We start from the raw sequence: 15,111 nt of genomic DNA on the forward strand, positions 1-15,111 counted from the left end.
GCCAAGCATTCCGTAAACTTCAGACTTGCCACCGGCAGAGCACGACGGCGTAGCACATGCTCACAAAAGATCGCGCGAACGCGACAACAAGCGGAGATGCGGTCTTTGGACAATAGCAGACATTATGGCGTTTTGATGGCGACGATATCCATTTGACGCGTAAAAGCCGGCATTTCAACGATTTGCGAATTTACACGGTGATGAAACGTTTCACCTGGCACATAAATGCTCACGCAAGCGCTTGCGTAAGCAAATGTATCTGGACTAGAGTCGGCAGCACTCGACAACAAAAACAATAAATCCAGGAGCTCATCCATGAGCCTTGAACCCTTGCTTGAGATGCAGGGCATCAGCAAAACCTTCAACGGTTTGCGCGTGCTCAAAAGCGTCGGCCTGAAGGTCTACCCCGGCGAAATCCACGCCTTGATGGGGGAGAACGGTGCCGGCAAATCCACGCTGATGAAAATCCTCTCCGGCGCCTATCAGGCCGACCCCGGCGGCGAAATCCGCATCGATGGCCAGCCCGTCGCCACCTTCACGCCTGCTACCGCAAAAGCCCTCGGCATCGCTGTGATCTATCAGGAATTGAGCCTGTGCCCGAACCTGAGCGTGGCCGAGAACATCTACCTGGGCCGCGAGCTGCGGCGTGGCTGGACCATCGACCGCAAGGGCATGCAGGACGGCTGCATCGAGGTGTTGCAACGCCTGGGCGCCGAATTCAAACCCTCGACGCCGGTCAGCAGCCTGTCGATTGCCGAGCGTCAACTGGTGGAAATCGCCCGCGCCCTGCATGCCCACGCCCGAATCCTGGTGATGGACGAGCCGACCACGCCGCTGTCCTCCCGCGAGACCGACCGCCTGTTTGCGCTGATCAAACAACTGCGCGGCCAGGGTCTGGCGATCATCTACATCAGCCACCGCATGGCCGAGATCTACGAGTTGTCGGACCGGGTCTCGGTGCTGCGCGACGGCCAGTACATCGGCGAACTGAGCCGCGATGCGTTGTCGGCCGAAGTGCTGGTGAAAATGATGGTCGGCCGCGATCTTTCCGGCTTCTACAAGAAAGAACACGCCGCCTATAACCCCGGCAACGTGGTGATGCGCGTGCGTGACATGGCCGACGGCAAACGCGTGCGCCAGTGCAGCTTCGACCTGCATGCCGGCGAAGTGCTGGGCATCGCCGGGCTGGTCGGGGCAGGGCGCACGGAGCTGGCGCGACTGATCTTCGCCGCCGACCCACGCACCAGCGGCACCCTCGAAGTGGTCGGCAAGCACGTCACCCAATTGCGCACCCCGGCCGATGCGATCCGCGCCGGCGTGGTGTACCTCACCGAAGACCGCAAGGCCCAGGGCCTGTTCCTCGACATGAGCGTGGCCGACAACATCAATGTGTGCGCCTGTGTGCCGGATGCCCATGCCGGCGGCGTGCTGGATCGCAGCCATGGCGCACAGCGCGCCAACGACGCGATCAAGGCGCTGTCGATCCGCGTGGCGTCGGGCAAGGTCAATGTGGGCGCGCTGTCCGGTGGCAACCAGCAAAAGGTGTTGCTGGCGCGGCTGCTGGAGGTCAAGCCCCATGTGCTGATCCTGGATGAGCCCACCCGTGGCGTGGACATCGGCTCCAAATCCGAGATCTACCGCATCATCAATCAATTGGCCCAGGCGGGTGTCGGCATCGTGGTGATTTCCAGCGAGCTGCCGGAAATCATCGGCACCTGCGACCGTGTGCTGGTCATGCGCGAAGGCCAGTTGGTGGCTGAAGTCGGCGGGGCCTCGGGTCACGTCATCTCCCAGGAACGTATTATCGACCTCGCCACCGGTGGCGATCAGGTGGTGGTCAATGGCTGAATCGAATATCGCAACAACCACGACGGGCAAGGCTGAACGCGTACGCGAGCTGATGCGCACGGTGGGCATGTTGCCGGTGCTGGTGCTGCTGCTGGTGGGCTTTGCCCTGGCCAGCGAAAACTTCCTGACCATGCAGAACCTGTCGATCATCACGCAGCAGGCCTCAGTGAATGTGGTGCTGGCGGCCGGCATGACGTTTGTGATTCTGACGGCGGGTATCGACCTGTCCGTCGGCGCGATCCTCGCGGCGTCGGCGGTGGTCGCCCTGCAGGCGTCGATGTCGCCGCAGTTCGGCATGTTCGGGATTGCCGCCGGTATCGGCTTCGGGCTGTTGCTGGGCCTGGTCAACGGCGGGTTGATCGCGTTCATGCGCCTGCCGCCGTTTATCGTCACCCTCGGCGCGCTGACCGCCATGCGTGGCCTGGCGCGCTTGCTGGCCGATGACAAGACGGTATTCAACCCGGACTTGCCGTTTGCCTTTATCGGCAACGACTCGATCCTCGGCGTGCCGTGGCTGGTGGTCATCGCCGTGGCCGTGGTGGCGCTGTCGTGGTTCATTCTGCGGCGCACGGTGATGGGCGTGCAGATCTACTCGGTGGGCGGCAACCCGGAAGCCGCGCGGCTGTCGGGGATCAAGGTGTGGAAAGTGCTGTTGTTCGTCTACGCCATGTCCGGCGCCCTGGCCGGGCTTGGCGCGGTGATGAGCGCCTCGCGCCTGTTCGCCGCCAATGGCTTGCAATTGGGCCAGTCCTACGAGCTGGATGCGATCGCGGCGGTGATCCTCGGCGGCACCAGTTTCACCGGCGGCGTCGGCACCATCGGCGGCACGCTGATCGGCGCACTGATCATCGCGGTGCTCACCAATGGCCTGGTGCTGCTGGGGGTATCGGATATCTGGCAGTACATCATCAAGGGCATCGTGATCATCGGCGCGGTGGCGCTGGATCGCTATCGCCAGTCCGGCGCCCGAACCTGAGTTCACTCCTACAACAATCACAAGAGAGACCGCCATGAACGTCAAACGTATCTTCCCCGTCATTGCCTTGGCTGCCCTGATGTCCCAGGCCGTGCAGGCCCGCGAACTCAAGGCGCTGGGCATCAGCATGGGCTCTTTGGGCAACCCGTATTTCGTGACCCTGGCCGATGGCGCCACGGCGCAGGCCAAGGCACTCAACCCCAACGTCAAGGTGACGTCGGTGTCGGCTGACTATGATTTGAGCAAGCAGTTCTCGCAGATCGACAACTTCATCTCGTCCAAGGTCGACCTGATCCTGATCAACGCCGTCGACCCGTCCGCCATGGCCTCGGCGATCAAGAAAGCCCGCGACGCCGGCATTGTCGTGGTGGCGGTGGATGTGGACGCCAAGGGTGTGAACGCCACGGTGCAGACCGACAACGTCGAAGCTGGCAAGCTGGCCTGCCAGTACCTGGTGGACAAGCTGTCGGGCAAAGGCAATGTGATTATCCAGAACGGCCCGCAAGTCACCGCGGTGACTGACCGCGTCAAAGGGTGCAAGGCCGCCCTGGCCGGCGCGCCGGACATTAAAGTGCTGTCCGACGACCAGGACGCCAAGGGCTCGCGCGAAGGCGGCCTGAACGCGATGCAGGGTTACCTGACACGCTTCCCGAAAATCGACGGCCTGTTCGCGATCAACGACCCCCAAGCCATCGGCAGCGACCTGGCGGCCAAGCAGCTCAAGCGCAGCGGCATCATCATTACCTCGGTGGACGGCGCGCCGGATATCGAGAATGCGCTCAAGACCGACACACAGATCCAGGCCTCCGCCAGCCAGGACCCGTGGGCCATGGCCCAGACAGCGGTGAACGTCGGCAATGACCTGCTCAATGACAAGGCCCCGGCCGAAGCGGTGACCCTGCTCACGCCCAAACTCATCACCCGCGACAACGTCGGCAGCTACAGCGGCTGGTCGAGCAAGCACTGATTGACTCAAGGGGAGCGCGCCGTGGTCACCATGGACGACGTGGCAAGCAGGGCCGGCGTGTCGCCGTCGACCGTGTCCCACGTGTTGAACGGCACCCGCAAGGTCAGCCCGGCCACGGTGCAGGCGGTACAGCGTGCGATCCGGGAGCTGGGCTACATCCCCAACACCCTGGCGCGCGCGCTGGCCCGTTCCACCACCAGCACCATCGGCGTGGCGATCTCGGCGCTGTCCAACCATTACTTCAGCGAGACGGTGCACGCGATTGAAACCGAGTGCGCCCGGCACGGCTACATGATGCTGTTTGTCGACACCCACGACGACCCGGAGCAGGAATTACGCGTGGTCACCGCGCTGCATCACCGGCGGGTCGACGGGATTGTGCTGGCGCCGTCGAACGGCTCGTTGGCCCTGGACTACCTGCGCGCCAATGAGCTGCCTGCGGTGCTGGTGGATCGCATGATGAGCGAGCAGTTCGACCAGGTTGGCGTGGAGAACAGCCAGGCCACCCAGGCGTTGATCGAGCACCTGATCGCCCACGGGCACCGGCGCATCGGCTTTATCGCCGGGCGTGCGGGCTTCAGCACCACCGATGAGCGGGTGGCGGGCTACCAGGCCGCGTTGCAGGCGGCGGGGCTGGCGTTCGATCCGCAGTTGCTGGTCAACGGCGGCTCCAACATCGAGCCGGCCCGCCAGGCCACCCGGCAGTTGCTGAGCCTGGCCGAACCGCCGACCGCCATCATGGCCGGCAATAACCTGATGACCCTCGGCGCCATGCACGCCCTGCGTGATGCGCAGATCGAAGTGCCGGGGCAAATGGCGCTGGTCGGCTTCGATGATTTCGAATGGGCGGACTTTTTCGTGCCGCGCCTGACCTTGATCGCCCAGCCGGTCCAGCAACTGGGCGCCCGCGCTGTCGAGCTGTTGCTGCAACGCATGGCAACCCCCACTGCACCCAAGCACAGCGTGCGTCTGGCGCCACGCCTGCAGGTGCGTAATTCCTGTGGCTGTGATTGATCGGACCCACCCCTTATGAACCGTCCTGTTTCCCTTGGTATAGACCTTGGTACCTCCGAACTCAAAGCCATCCTGATGGACCTCGACGGCAGCGTGCTGGCCCGCGCGGGCGTGCACTTGAGCGTGTCGCGCCGCCATGGCGGCTGGTCCGAGCAGGCGCCCGAAGACTGGTGGCAGGCCTGCCTGCAGGCACTGGACTCACTGCGCACCCACGAGGCGTTTGCCCGCGTGGCCTGTATCGGCCTGTCGGGGCAGATGCACGGCGCGGTATTGCTGGGGGCCGACAACCGCATGTTGTACCCGGCAATCCTGTGGGACGACTCCCGCGCGGTTCGGCAGGCAGAACAACTGGGCACCGGCTATGCCGAGATCACCGGCAGCTTGCCGATGGCCGGGTTGACCGCGCCGAAACTACTCTGGCTGCAACAGCATGAGCCTGATGTGTTCAAGGCGATTGATTGCGTGCTCTCACCCAAGGATTACCTGCGCTTGCGCCTGTGCGGGGAGCGGATCAGCGAGATGTCGGACGCGGCCGGCACCCTGTGGCTGGATGTGGCGCGACGTGAGTGGTTTACCCCGATGCTGCACGCGACCGGCCTGACGCCTAAGCAGATGCCCAGGCTGGTGGAGGGCGGTGCCGCCAGTGCTTGTGTCACAGCCGCAGGCCTGGGCTTGTCGCCGCAGGTGGTGATCGCCGGGGGCGGCGGCGATAACCCGGTAGCGGCCGTCGGGATCGGCGCTATCGATGCCGGTGACGGGTTTATCACCCTGGGCACCAGCGCGGCGATTGTCGCGATTACCGCTCACGCCGCCGGCAACCCGGCCAGTGCGGTGCACAGCTTCTGCCATGCGCTGCCCGAGCGCTGGTACACCATGGGCGCCATGCTGGCCGGCGCCAGTTGCTTGCGCTGGGTAACGCGCCTGACGGGCATGGCGGATGAACAAACGCTGTTGGACCAGGTGCAGACGCAACTGCCAATCGAACACGCGGTACCGCTGTCCACCCCGTTGTTTCTGCCGTACCTGGCGGGTGAGCGCACGCCGCATAACGACCCCTTGCTGCGCGGCGGCTTCATGGGGCTTGGCCATGACTGCACACCGGCGATGCTCGGCTATGCGGTGATGGAAGGCGTGGGTTTTGGCTTGCTCGACGCTTGGCGCGCGGTGCAGTCGACCGGGGCTGAGGTCAAATCCTTCGCGCTCGTCGGCGGAGGGGCGCGCAGTGAGTATTGGGCGCAACTGCTGGCGAATATTCTGCAGCGGGAGGTTTTTACCCTGCATGGCAGCGAACTGAGCGCGTGCATCGGGGCGGCGAAATTGGGGTTCATGGCCATCGGGGAGGGCGCTGATTTGCTGGCGGCGGGGATGCCGGTGAAGGCGCGGTATGTGCCCGATGAGCAAGTGCAGCCGGTATTGGCGGCGCGGTATGGCAAATTCCAGGGGTTGCTTGCGGCAGCCAAAGCCCTCCGGGATTGAACAGGATCATTCCCACGCTCCCGCGTGGGAATGCAGCCCGTGACGCTCTGCGTCACCTGCTCACTTGCAGCGGTTGGCGAGACGCAGAGCGTCCCAGGAGGCGTTCCCACGCAGAGCGTGGGAACGATCAGTGTTCTGCGTGCTGTCAGTCGGTCAACGGCGGCAAGCGCCGTTTCACCGGGGTTTTCTTGACGATGGCAGTGTTGGTTTCGGCATACCCGTTGATCCGGTCGAGCAGGCTGTCCAGGTGGTCCATGGTGCGCACATGCAGGCGGGCGATGAAGCAGTCTTCGCCGGTGACTTTGTCGCATTCGGTGAATTCGGGGATCGCCTGGATCTGCCGTTCCACTTCCTGCAACTTGCCGGGCAGCGGGCGGATGCGCACGATGGCCTGCAGCAGATAGCCAAAGTGTTTGGGATCGATATCGACGGTGTAGTGGGTCAGCACGCCGCGCTCCTCCAGGCGGCGCAAGCGCTCGCCGACGCTTGGCGAAGACAGCCCGGTGATGCCGGCCAGGGCTTTGAGGGACAGACGCGAATCATCCATCAAGGCGGCGATCAGTTGCTGGTCGATGGTGTCAATCATAGGGTTCGCCTAATAAGAAAAGGTGAATCGAGGTTTTGGCCTTTTTTAGTCACTGGAGCGGCTGTCGGGCAGCTTGCCATAATTGAGCCTCACTTGAGGAGCATCAATCATGGATACAGCTGTCCGTCGCGGAACCTGGGAAATGATCGCCGCCATGCTGATCTCCGGCACCATCGGTTGGTTTGTGCTGGTGTCCGGCGTGTCGGTGATCGAAGTGGTGTTCTGGCGCTGTGTGATCGGGGCGCTGGCGCTGCTGCTGGTGTGCGCATGGCTCGGCTACCTGAAGCTGGACTTGCTCAGTTGGGCCAGGTTCGGGCTGGCGGTACTCAGCGGTGTGGCCATCGTCGGCAACTGGCTGCTGCTGTTCGAGTCCTACTCGCGTGCGTCAATCGCCATCAGTACGGCGGTGTACAACGTGCAACCGTTTCTATTGGTGATGCTGGCGGCGCTGTTTCTCGGTGAGAAAATCACCCTGCAGAAGATGGCCTGGCTGAGCGTGGCGTTCCTGGGCATGCTGGCAATCGTCACGGCCCATGGTGAACAACCGGCTGGCGAGGACTATTTGACCGGCATCGCGCTGGCCCTGGGCGCGGCGTTGTTGTACGCGATTGCAGCGCTGATCATCAAGCAGCTCAAGCAAGTGCCGCCGCATTTGATGGCGTTGATCCAGGTGACTACCGGCGCGGTATTGCTGGCGCCGCTGGTGCCTTGGGACCGCTTGCCCACGTCGACTGATGCCTGGGCGGCACTCGCCACCCTGGGCCTGGTGCACACGGGTTTGATGTATGTGTTGTTGTACGGAGCCATTCAGAAGCTACCGACTGCGATAACCGGCGCCTTGTCGTTCATCTACCCGATTGCGGCGATTTTCGTCGACTGGATCGCCTTCGGGCATCGCCTTGGATGGCTGCAATGGTTGGGCGTGGCGGCGATTCTGCTGGCGGCGGCGGGGTTGCAGCGGGGCTGGTGGTGGCCCCGTAGCTTCGGTAGGAGCGAGCTTGCTCGCGAAGAACGCTAACGATAACGCAGCTCATCGAGTTAACACGCGGCGTTCTCAGGTTTCTCGCGAGCAAGCTCGCTCCTACAGAGGGTCAGTGTGTGCCCTGGAAAATGAGGTTCTCGGGGTTGAAATGCTCCACGGCGCTGCCCGGCTGCGGCAATCCGAGGATGTGCCCCTTGATCTTGCCGACCACGTGCATTTCGCACGGTTTGCAGTCGAACTTCAGCGTCAGCACTTCATCGCCATGGATCAACTGCATCGGCGCCACCTTGGTCTTCACCCCCGTCACACCCTTGGCCTGTTTAGGGCACAGGTTGAACGAGAAACGCAGGCAGTGCTTGGTGATCATCACCGGTACTTCGCCGGTTTCTTCGTGGGCCTCGAAGGCGGCATCGATCAGCTTCACACCGTGACGGTGGTAAAAGTCGCGGGCCTTCTGGTTGTAGACGTTGGCCAGGAACGACAGGTGCGCGTCCGGGTACACCGGCGGCGGCGTGGTCTCGGCCTTGCGTCCACCGCGCGGGTGCGCGGCGACGCGAGCGACGGTCAGGGCTTCGATTACTTCACGGCGCAATGCCTTGAGCTGCGAGTTGGGAATGAAGAACGCGTGCGGCGCGTCCAGCTCGATGCGGGTGGCGTGGTACTCGGTGGTACCGAGTTGGCCCAGCAGGTCGCGCAGGGTATCCAGGGCCTGTTCCGGCTTGTTGGCCACGCCAAACGGGCCGGGCAGGGTGACGCTGGCGCTGATGCCTTCTTCGCTGGTGGCGGTGATTTGCAACTGTTCTTCACGCAGGCGCGCCACCCAAGCCAAGCCGATACGACGCTCGGCCGAGGTCTTGAGCAGCGCCTGTTGCCAGTTATGGTCCAGATTGCGGTTCAACGGGTGATTCGGGCGCAGCTGGTGCAGGCCCGCCGGCATTTCGTTCGGTTCGACGCGGTAGCGGTAGCGCTTCTCGCCGTCTTCCTCGAATTCGCCCTTGGGCTCGGCGATGTTGGCGCGGAACCCCACCACTTCACGCTTGACCAGTACATTGAGGCCGTCGCCGTTGGACAGCGGCTCATGGGTGACCACCTGCAAGTCGCGCTTGCCGGCTTTTTCCACCACACCCACCGGCAGGCCGGTGAAGGTCGGGGTGTCGAAGGCGCCGATATCGATCTTGCGGTCGCTGACAAAGTAGTCGGTACTGCCACGGTGGAAGGTTTTTTCCGGGTCGGGCAGGAAGAAGTGCGCGGTACGCCCGCTGGAAGCGCGGGCCAGGTCCGGGCGGTCTTCGAGGATTTCGTCGAGGCGCTGGCGGTAGTAGGCGGTGATGTTCTTCACATAGCCCATGTCCTTGTAGCGGCCTTCGATCTTGAACGAACGCACGCCGGCTTCGACCAGTGCGCGCAGGTTGGCGCTCTGGTTGTTGTCTTTCATCGACAGCAGGTGCTTTTCAAAGGCGACGACGCGGCCCTGATCATCTTTCAAGGTATACGGCAGGCGGCACGCCTGGGAGCAATCGCCACGGTTGGCGCTGCGGCCGTTCTGCGCGTGGGAGATATTGCACTGCCCGGAGAACGCCACGCACAAGGCGCCATGGATGAAGAACTCGATGGCGGCCTCGGTCTCGTCGGCGATGGCGCGGATTTCTTGCAGGTTCAGCTCGCGCGCCAGTACCAACTGAGAGAAACCGGCCTGGTCGAGGAACCTGGCGCGGCCCAGGGTGCGAATATCGGTCTGGGTGCTGGCGTGCAGCTCGATGGGCGGAATATCCAGCTCCATCACGCCCAGGTCTTGCACGATCAACGCATCGACACCGGCGTCGTAGAGCTGGTGGATCAGCTTGCGCGCTGGCTCCAGTTCGTTGTCATGCAAGATGGTGTTGATGGTGGTGAAGACGCGAGCGTGGTAACGGCGGGCGAATTCCACCAGTTGCGCGATATCGCTCACCTCGTTACAGGCATTGTGACGGGCGCCGAAGCTCGGCCCGCCGATATAAATGGCGTCGGCGCCATGCAGGATAGCCTCGCGTGCGATGGCCACATCGCGGGCAGGGCTGAGCAATTCCAGGTGATGCTTGGGCAAGGACATAGTTTTTTTAGTCAGGCTTGTCACGGTCGAGGCGGGCATTGTAGCTGCGAAAAGTCTTACCGGCATCTACCACAGGGCTGTCGGGCTCATGGACCTGCCGCTGATGGCGGTGGGTCAGTCACACGTGCACTTGCTGACACTGCCCCATCGGGAGCAAGCCCCCTCCCACAGTTTTGATCGAGTCAGGCCTTGGCCGCCATCGCCGTTACTTCAACACGCATACCTTCTACAGCCAACGCGGCAACACCCACCGCAGCCCGTACCGGCCATGGCTTGGCGAAAAAGCGTTTGTAGACTTCGTTGAACGCGGCGCGGTCGGCCATGTCGGTCAGGTAGATGGTCAGGTGCATGACCCGGTCCATGGAGCTGCCGGCTTTTTCCAGCGCGACTTTCAGCGCTTGCAGGGTGCATTCGCTTTGCAGCGTGATATCGCCCAGCTCCAGGCTGCCGTCGGCGCGGGTTGGAATCTGGGTGGAGACCAGGATGCCGTTGAAGCCGATCACGTCGGAGGAGATCGAATCGGCATCCGGGTCGGGTGTGAAGGTCAGGTCGTGGTTGGCCATGGGTGCCTCATGTTGGCAGGAACGAAAAGGCGCCATGGTCCCTGAAAAAACCACCTGGGGCAAACCAGGTGTTTACTCTTTCACGTCCATGAACTCCTCAGCCCACGCCACATAGCTCTCCGGCAATGTATAGGTGTGGGTCAGCTCGGTCGCGCTGAGGTTCGATGTGCTGTGGGTCAACTGCCGTTGCGCGCGCAGGCTGTCGTAAGTGGCCTTGATCGCGGCGAAGTAGGCGCCATGCCCAGCCACCACGATGCGCACGCCCAGGCTCGCCAGGCGCTCGCTGTCGTGCAGTTGGGGGTTGCCGTAGGTCACCAGCATCAATGGCACCGTGAGGTTCTCGGCGATTTTTTCCAGGTGCTCGAAGTCTTTGACGCCGACCATGCAGATGCCATCGGCGCCGGCCTTTTCATAGGCCTGGGTGCGCGCAATCACGTCTTCGGTGGGCAATACGCCGGCGTTGGTGCGCGCGATGATCGACAGTTCAGGATCGACACGCGCCTCCAGAGCCGCCTTGACCTTGCCGATGCCTTCTTCGACGGAGATCAGGTCCGTGGATTTACGCCCGAATTGCGCAGGCAGCAGGGTGTCTTCAATGGTGAGCGCCGCGACGCCAGCGCGTTCCAGCTCTTCAACCGTACGCATCACGTTCAGGGCATTGCCGTAGCCGTGGTCGGCGTCTGCAATGAACGGCAACTGCGCGACGCGGCCGATGCGGGTGGCCTGTTCGACGAACTCACTCAAGGTAATCAACGCGAAATCGGGTGCCGCCAGTACCTGCAGGGAGGCGACGGAGCCGCCGAGAATACCCACCTCAAAACCGAGGTCAGCCGCGATACGGGCGGACATGGGGTCGAAAACCGAGGCGGTTTCAACACAGATGGGCGTGGCAAGCAGTTCGCGGAAGTGACGGCGCAGCGCTGAGTGAGAAATCTTGGGCATGTTCTTTCCTGGCTTTGGTCATCGTCAAGTGACGATCAATGTCTATTCGTGGTGGCGTGAGATTACCACGCAGACGGGCAGGGGTTGATGACGTTTGAACGCGCAAGAGGCGTCTTGCGCGGCGATGCGCGAATAAAATGCAATATGTGCATTTTTAGTGAATTACGTTATGCAATATAAATATTTTACATGTCTTTCTTATAACCTCATCGTAATGCCCCTTACGACTATCGCCGAGACCGCACGCGCGGATCGACTTGACGTGCCTCCCATGGCATCTGGAGACGAACGTGCGTTACCTGTCAAAACTGGCGACCGGCATGGCCGCCGCACTGATCTGCCTCACCGCCCATGCGCAAACGCTGGTAGTGGGCGATCAAAGCTATAACGCCCAAGCCGCGATGGAAGCGGCGGGGGTGCTTGAGGATCTTCCCTACACCCTTGAATGGAAGCAATTCACGGCCGGATCGCCGGTGGCCGAAGCGCTCAACGTCGGCAGCCTGGATATCGGCCTGCTCGGCGACGCGCCGGTGTTGTTCCTGGGCGCATTGGGCGCGCCGATCAAGGTGATCGCCGTCAGCCGGCAAAACCTGGCGGGCGTGGCGATTCTGGTCAAGCAGGATTCGTCGATCCACAGCCTGGCGGACCTGGCGGGCAAACGTGCAGCCATCTGGAAAGGTTCCTGGAGCCAGCAACTGCTGCTGAGCGCACTGGATAACGCCGGCGTTGCCCGCGACGCGCTGCAGTTGCGTTACCTCAGCGCACTGGATGCGTCCCATGCGCTGGAAGGCGGCTCGGTGGATGTCATCGCCACCTGGGAGCCTTATGTGACCCAGCAGGAACGCCAAGGTGCACGGGTACTCGCGACGGCCGAGGGGTTGATTCCCGCCCAGAGTTTTATCGCCGCCAACGCCACTGCGGTCGACGACAAACGCGCGCCCATCAACGACTTTCTCCAGCGCCTGAAAAAAGCCCGTGACTGGGCACGCCAGAGCCCGGCCAACACCAACGCCTACGCTGACGCATGGGCCAAACGCACCCGCGCCGATGCTGAAATCGCCCGCGCCTGGTTTGCCCGGGCACGCACGACGGTCGAACCGCTGACTGCCCAGGCACCGGTCGAAGCGCAAAAGACCGTGGACTTCTTCGCCAGCGAAGGGCTGATCAAGGCTTACCCGGCCGCCAGCCTGTTCGACCCGTCATTCGCCGCGGCCCTGCAGCCCGCCGTCGCCCAGGCACAGCCCTGAATACACCAAGGAATCTCTTTGACATGACCAAACGACAGCTCAAACTGGGCGCCTTGACCATGGGTAGTGGTGGGCCGGGTCGCCACAATTTGTGGCTCGACCCGCAATTGCCGGCCGACGCCAGCGTGAACATCGACTGGTACATCGATATCGCGCGCCAGGCCGAGGCGGCGTTGTTCGACTTGATCTTTATCGTCGACAGCCAGTTCATCACCCCGGGCTCGCCTTCCCATTACCTCAATCGCCTGGAACCGCTGACGTTGTTGTCGGCACTGGCGGTGAGCACGCGGCATATCGGCCTGGTCGGTACGCTGACCACCTCTTACAACGCGCCGTATAACGTTGCGCGACGCCTGGCTTCCCTGGACCTGATCAGCAAGGGCCGCGCCGGCTGGAACGTGGTGACCAGCGGCGATGCCGGTACCGCCGGCAATTACAGCCTTGATGAGCATTATGACTACACCACGCGTTACAGCCGCGCCGCCGAACACGTCCAGGTGGTGCAGGGGCTGTGGAACTCCTACGAGGATGACGCCTTCGTGCGCGACCGCGCCACAGGCCAGTTTCTCGACCCGAGCAAACTGCATAGCCTGAATCATCAGGGCGAACACTTCGCGGTGGCCGGCCCGCTGAACATCCAGCGCTCACCCCAGGGGCAGCCGGTGATCTTCCAGGCCGGGGATTCCGAGCAAGGCCGCGACCTGGGCGCCGCCACCGCCGACGTCATCTTCACCCATGCCGCCAGCATCGAGCAGGGCCAGGCGTTTTACCGGGATATAAAGGGCAGGGCGCTGCAACGCGGGCGCGATCCGGAGCAGTTATTGATCATGCCCGGCGCGGAAATCTATGTGGGCGACACCGATGCCCACGCCCGCGAAATCGAGCAGCATTATCACCAGGTCGACCATAGTTTTGCGCTTGCGCTGAAAGAATTCGGGCGTAATTTCGGCTGGCACGACTTCAGCCAGTACGACCTGGATGCGCCATTTCCTCAAGAAAGCCTGGAGGCTGCGCGCAGCAGCTTTTTCACTGCGGCCAAACGCATCGCCGATCAGGCCCGCGAGAAAGGTTTCAGCCTGCGCCAGGCCGTCGAGTTTGGCCGCCAACTGCGTCCAGGGGCCTTCACCGGCACGGCTGACACGGTGGCGCAGAAAATGGCTGATTGGCTGCACGCCCGCGCCGTGGATGGTTTCAACATCTACATCGGGCACCCGGAGCAGTTCACTCGCTTTACCCGGGAAGTCATACCGTTGCTGCAGGAACGCGGTGTTTACCGGACCGCGTATGAAGGGAGTACGTTACGCGAGCGCCTGGGGCTGGAAATTCCGCAGTTTGCACGGCGTTAAGCCGCTGCCATCGTTTGACCTGACTGCCGTGCGGATCAAGGGATGCATCCGCCGGCGCGCTATGCCTATAGTTCACTCACCCCCACAGCGCACTCAACGGCGCTGTGCAAACCAGCCGAAGACTGAGGTGAGCCTGATGAACCGTGAATTCAGCCGCGCATTGTCCGATCCCCACCAAGTGGACGCCGAGTACTTCGAGTACAGCAAGGCCGCCAACCCCATCAGTGCCAATCTCATACCGCGCATTCCCTACCACAGTTTTCCTGCCGCGCTGTATGACAGCGGCCCTTCGCGCGTCGTGCCGCTTGACCTCAGCGACGCCCTGGGCTGCGAAGGCCCGGCCACGGGTCCCGGATTGTGCGCCAACTTTATGCGACTCAACCGTGGCGACACGCTGACCGTGCAACCCAACGCGACCTCCCAGGTTTTCTACGTGATCGCCGGGGAGGGCCGCGTGGTGCAGGCCGAGCATGAGATTCAATGGTCCAAAGGCTGCTTTATCGCGCTGCCGGGTTTGCAGGCGGCGCACTTCAGCGCCAGCGCGGATGCGCGCCTTTACTACGTGCACGATGAACCGTTGCTGCGCTACCTCGGGGTGGTACCCAGTGCAGATCGCTTCACACCAACGCTGTACCCCGCAGCGCTGGCAAACGCCAAGCTGCGCGAGGCGGCGGATGATCCGCGTGCCCAGGACCGCAGCCGCATCAGTATTCTGCTGGGCAATCGCAACTTTCCCCAAACGCGCACCGTCACCCACGTACTGTGGGCGATGTACGGCATTCTGCCGGCCGGATCGGTGCAAAAGCCCCACCGGCACCAGTCGATTGCCCTGGATTTCATCATTGACTGCCCGCCAGGCTGCTACTCCCTGGTCGGCACCGAGCTGGACACGGATGGGCAAATCCGCAATCCGGTTCGGGTCGACTGGTCGCCCGGCCTGGCGTTCGTAACGCCGCCTGGGTATTGGCATGCGCACTTCAATGAATCCGACACCGAGGCGTTCCTCATCCCGATCCAGGACGCGGGGCTGCAAACCTACCTGCGTGCGTTGGATATTCGGTTCAGTTGATAAAGC

14 protein-coding genes are annotated in these 15,111 nt (G+C 62.6%); 9 read left to right on the top strand and 5 right to left on the bottom strand.

Annotated elements, in window-relative coordinates; genetic code table 11:
• Positions 1-122 precede the first annotated feature (122 nt).
• Positions 123-317: a hypothetical protein gene (locus tag C4J87_RS12590; protein WP_124367046.1), complete on the bottom strand. Its 195-nt coding sequence runs from the start codon at positions 315-317 to the stop codon at positions 123-125.
• On the opposite strand from C4J87_RS12590, the gene C4J87_RS12595 reads away from it, so the two are divergent.
• The 5 genes from C4J87_RS12595 to xylB are packed head-to-tail and all read left to right on the top strand — an operon-like array spanning position 316 to position 6,281.
• Positions 316-1,848 (top strand): sugar ABC transporter ATP-binding protein, encoded by a 1,533-nt coding sequence (locus C4J87_RS12595; protein WP_124367047.1) that lies wholly within the window; start codon positions 316-318, stop codon positions 1,846-1,848. The genes C4J87_RS12590 and C4J87_RS12595 overlap by 2 nt on opposite strands.
• Entirely contained in the window at positions 1,841-2,824 is a 984-nt protein-coding gene (locus C4J87_RS12600; RefSeq protein WP_124367048.1) for a ribose ABC transporter permease, read from the top strand. Before C4J87_RS12595 ends, C4J87_RS12600 begins: the two co-directional genes overlap by 8 nt.
• Before the next feature lie 34 nt (positions 2,825-2,858).
• Positions 2,859-3,791 (top strand): ABC transporter substrate-binding protein, encoded by a 933-nt coding sequence (locus C4J87_RS12605; protein WP_124367049.1) that lies wholly within the window; start codon positions 2,859-2,861, stop codon positions 3,789-3,791.
• Between the two features lie 21 nt (positions 3,792-3,812).
• Entirely contained in the window at positions 3,813-4,805 is a 993-nt protein-coding gene (locus C4J87_RS12610) for a LacI family DNA-binding transcriptional regulator (protein WP_124367050.1), read from the top strand.
• Between the two features lie 15 nt (positions 4,806-4,820).
• Complete coding sequence (gene xylB / locus C4J87_RS12615) at positions 4,821-6,281, top strand: xylulokinase (RefSeq protein ID WP_124367051.1); 1,461 nt, start codon at positions 4,821-4,823, stop codon at positions 6,279-6,281.
• 145 nt (positions 6,282-6,426) lie between these two features.
• On the opposite strand, the gene C4J87_RS12620 is transcribed toward xylB, so the two are convergent.
• Positions 6,427-6,867 (bottom strand): Lrp/AsnC family transcriptional regulator, encoded by a 441-nt coding sequence (locus C4J87_RS12620; protein ID WP_124362860.1) that lies wholly within the window; start codon positions 6,865-6,867, stop codon positions 6,427-6,429.
• Positions 6,868-6,976: 109 nt separating this feature from the next.
• Here C4J87_RS12620 and C4J87_RS12625 point away from each other — a divergent pair, with 109 nt between their 5' ends.
• Positions 6,977-7,885: a DMT family transporter gene (locus tag C4J87_RS12625; RefSeq protein WP_124367052.1), complete on the top strand. Its 909-nt coding sequence runs from the start codon at positions 6,977-6,979 to the stop codon at positions 7,883-7,885.
• Positions 7,886-7,958: 73 nt separating this feature from the next.
• On the opposite strand, the gene C4J87_RS12630 is transcribed toward C4J87_RS12625, so the two are convergent.
• The 3 genes from C4J87_RS12630 to C4J87_RS12640 all read right to left on the bottom strand — a co-directional run bounded on the left by C4J87_RS12630 (position 7,959) and on the right by C4J87_RS12640 (position 11,443).
• Positions 7,959-9,938, bottom strand: a complete 1,980-nt coding sequence (locus C4J87_RS12630) for a U32 family peptidase (protein ID WP_124367053.1) — start codon at positions 9,936-9,938, stop codon at positions 7,959-7,961.
• Between the two features lie 182 nt (positions 9,939-10,120).
• A complete protein-coding gene (locus tag C4J87_RS12635) occupies positions 10,121-10,501 on the bottom strand; it encodes a RidA family protein (RefSeq protein ID WP_124362863.1) in 381 nt (126 codons plus the stop codon).
• A 72-nt stretch (positions 10,502-10,573) separates the two neighbouring features.
• Positions 10,574-11,443, bottom strand: coding sequence for an oxaloacetate decarboxylase (locus tag C4J87_RS12640; RefSeq protein ID WP_124367054.1), 870 nt, complete (start codon positions 11,441-11,443; stop codon positions 10,574-10,576).
• Between the two features lie 290 nt (positions 11,444-11,733).
• Between C4J87_RS12640 and C4J87_RS12645 the strand changes: the two genes are divergently transcribed.
• From C4J87_RS12645 to C4J87_RS12655, 3 genes are all read left to right on the top strand, one after another.
• Entirely contained in the window at positions 11,734-12,690 is a 957-nt protein-coding gene (locus tag C4J87_RS12645) for an ABC transporter substrate-binding protein (RefSeq protein WP_124367055.1), read from the top strand.
• A gap of 23 nt (positions 12,691-12,713) precedes the next feature.
• Entirely contained in the window at positions 12,714-14,036 is a 1,323-nt protein-coding gene (locus tag C4J87_RS12650) for an LLM class flavin-dependent oxidoreductase (protein WP_124367056.1), read from the top strand.
• A gap of 136 nt (positions 14,037-14,172) precedes the next feature.
• Positions 14,173-15,105, top strand: coding sequence for a cupin (locus tag C4J87_RS12655; protein ID WP_124367057.1), 933 nt, complete (start codon positions 14,173-14,175; stop codon positions 15,103-15,105).
• The last annotated feature ends 6 nt before the right edge of the window (positions 15,106-15,111 follow it).

Source organism: Pseudomonas sp. R1-43-08 (genome assembly GCF_003852255.1).
In the GTDB taxonomy this organism is placed as follows: Bacteria; Pseudomonadota; Gammaproteobacteria; order Pseudomonadales; family Pseudomonadaceae; genus Aquipseudomonas.